Below are 2,583 nucleotides of genomic sequence, written 5' to 3'. Positions count from 1 at the left end.
CAGGCCTACGGCCTCACAACTTCATAGTGAAGGGCCGGATAAGGGGCTCTTCGCATCTGAGTGTGGGGTCAGGTCCGTAGCCCGCCGGCGATGAGGAGCATCCGCAGGCGGTAGTTGTCGCGGTTGCGGTAGCCGCGGGCCAGGCGCCGGTGGAGTTCGATGAGGCCGTTGATCGCTTCGGTTCCACCATTGTTGGATCGGTCAGTGGTCCAGTAGGCGAGGAAGGAGTCCTTCCACTTGCGAAGAGTGCGGCCGAGGCGGGCGATCTCTGGGATCGGGCAGGACGGCAAGGTCGCGAGTATCTTCTCCGCAGCGCTGCGCCCGGCTGGCAGGTCTTTATGGTGGTAGGCCTGTCGGAGTTCGTGGGCGATCTGCCAGGCGAGGAACAGTTCCTCGTGCCGGGGGTCGGCGGCCAATGCGTCATTGAACCGTCGCCACTGCCGCTCGGTCAGCCGTGCCGGGTCGCAGCGGATGATGGTGCGGATCCCGTAGAGCGGGTCGCCTTTACGTCCGCGCCGCAGATTTGCTGCTGCAACCCGGCAGTGGTGCTCGCTTGCTGCGTTCGCCGACTTGCCTACAATGGGTCACCCATCCCCAGTTCCCCCGCCGCTTTGCGCATGTGAGAGATGGCATGGCCTTCGTCGCGGGGAAGCGTCGCGGCGAGTTCATTGACCCGTCGCCAGCGATCGAGCGTCGATCCGTCGCTACGGCCGGCCGCAGCCAGAGCCGACCACGTGTCCGCGCAGCGCAAGAGCGCAGTTCCGGCCTTCGCCATCTCCGCGGACTCCGTTAGCCGGGCCACGTCGCCACAGAACTGTGCCTGCAACCGGCGGAACAGGCCGCCGCCCGTGCCTGCCTTCTCTACAAAGGCGTGGAGAGAACGCAGCGCGATGTCCAGTTCCGGTTCGGGCATGAGCCCCGGCCACCGGTCGACATCCTCGGCGAAGACCGTGACTCCACTGATCCCGGCAGCGGCAACGGCATCCGGCGGTAGCACCGACGCGTCCGGAATAATCGCGGTTGTCGCCGCCTGCATGTTTTCGACCGAGGCCACGAGGGCCGAAGCCGCAGTCTGGCGGAGATCGGGCAGGATCTGGGGCCAGTTCACGAAGTACGTGGTGTGCCTCGTGGGCACGGGGAACGATCGGGACGCGCGCGCCCGCGCAAGAGCCTCGTAGGGGACTTTCTGCATCTCGGCTCGGTCGTTGTCCACCACGAAAGCCGTCTCGGTGTCGTCTTCGTAACCGATCACGACGATGTCGTGCCGACTCATCTGAAGGCGGACATTGAGGTAGGGCAGCTCAGAAATGTCGGCCCACATCAGCACGGGACGGCCTTGCTGGAGTTCGCGGCGGACCCAGCCCCAGCCGGTCTCGGGATCGTCGGTTCCCCGAACGTCGACCTCTGCACCCAGCCTGGCGAGAAGGTCGACCTCGAGGTCGCTGCTACGCCCGACGAAGTAGATGGGAGGGGCGAGACCCGGTGCCCGCAGGTAGGTGAAGCCGAGACCACCGCCCATTCCGAAGACCAGACCTTCGCTCGGCACCTCGTCCCAGCCCAGACCGGCCCACTCCAGGAGGTCTCTCAGCGCTCCGGAACCACAATGCCCTGCCTGACGGTGGGGATAGTCCAGTAGGACTCGTCGCGGCTCTGGATGACGGGTAGGGACCTCGACTGACATGACATCTCCTGAATCGGCGTCGCAGCAATCTGCGCGGTTTCCGGTTGGACGGGCATGCGGTTACGTGACTATACATTCGTTCATGCAGGCATGTACCTACCTCAGCGGTCCATCGAAAGGATCCTTCGTTCCTGCGCCGCCCGCCGAGTGATAGCTCAAGAAATGCGCTGGGCGAGGCAGCCCCGGGCGTCCGCCAGACAATCACCACCGCTCTCCTCCACGAGCCGGCGGCCGGGGGGTTCAGTCTGGGAGATGGCCGCGTGCCGGTCGTCCTGCCCCGGCACGACAACCTCCTCCACTCGACCGCTCCCGGCGCGGTGCCCGGAACGCAGGTAGCAGTCCGCCACGACCGTGATCAGCGCGGACTCGGCCCGCTTGCGGCGCTCGAGCAGCCACTCGGGGAAGTAGCTGCCCAAGCGCAGCTTCGGGACGGCGACATCAACGGTGCCGACCCGCGTATCCAGGGGCCGGTGGCGGTAGCCATTGCGGTGGTTGGTGCGCTGCTCCGAGCGGGCGTTCCACTCGGCGCCGCAGACGGCATCGGCGTCCGCGGACAGCAGGGCGTTGATCATGGTCTGCTGCAGCTCACGCATCAGATCTGGAGACGCCTCTGTGAGGGCTTGGCCAAGCAGGCCTGCCGGGTCGACAATATGGGGTGCGGTCATCGTGATGACTCCTCGAGGATTCTTTGGAAGGTTGACTCGATGGATCACACGGTGGCCGCTCTACATCCGTCAACGACACGGATGTCGGAGACGATCTCGGCCACCGAGTTACACCACTCTAACCCCGCTGATTCACGGGCCGGTGTGACTGCTGCTGTCGGGTGACGGCGGGCTTGTTTTCGCGTGTGGGCGTGCGTGTGTGCCGGCTGGCGCTGCCGGTGGGCGGGTCTCCGGGTG

The 2,583-nt window shown here is 65.8% G+C and carries 2 protein-coding genes and 1 pseudogene; all 3 read right to left on the bottom strand.

Annotated features, from left to right (window positions below):
* Positions 1 to 68: 68 nt before the first annotated feature.
* Entirely contained in the window at positions 69 to 581 is a 513-nt protein-coding gene (locus G6030_RS07310) for a transposase (RefSeq protein WP_347238602.1), read from the bottom strand.
* Positions 575 to 1,681 carry a BtrH N-terminal domain-containing protein gene (locus G6030_RS07305; RefSeq protein ID WP_067478094.1) on the bottom strand — a complete coding sequence of 369 codons (1,107 nt, stop codon included), beginning with the start codon at positions 1,679 to 1,681 and terminating at the stop codon, positions 575 to 577. The genes G6030_RS07310 and G6030_RS07305 overlap by 7 nt, the downstream gene beginning before the upstream one ends.
* Positions 1,682 to 2,010: 329 nt before the next feature.
* Positions 2,011 to 2,346: pseudogene (locus tag G6030_RS07300) on the bottom strand (transposase); the annotation flags it as partial.
* Between the last annotated feature and the right edge of the window lie 237 nt (positions 2,347 to 2,583).

The organism is Dietzia sp. E1 (genome assembly GCF_014145015.1).
Taxonomy (GTDB): domain Bacteria; phylum Actinomycetota; class Actinomycetes; order Mycobacteriales; family Mycobacteriaceae; genus Dietzia; species Dietzia cinnamea_A.
The sequence above is the reverse complement of the archived record's forward strand: the minus strand, read 5'-3'. Positions and strand labels throughout refer to the sequence as shown.

Bases quoted from the DNA above. Each gene is read 5' to 3' on its own strand.
- G6030_RS07305 (WP_067478094.1), bottom strand. From the start codon at position 1,681: ATGTCAGTCGAGGTCCCTACCCGTCATCCAGAGCCGCGACGAGTCCTA.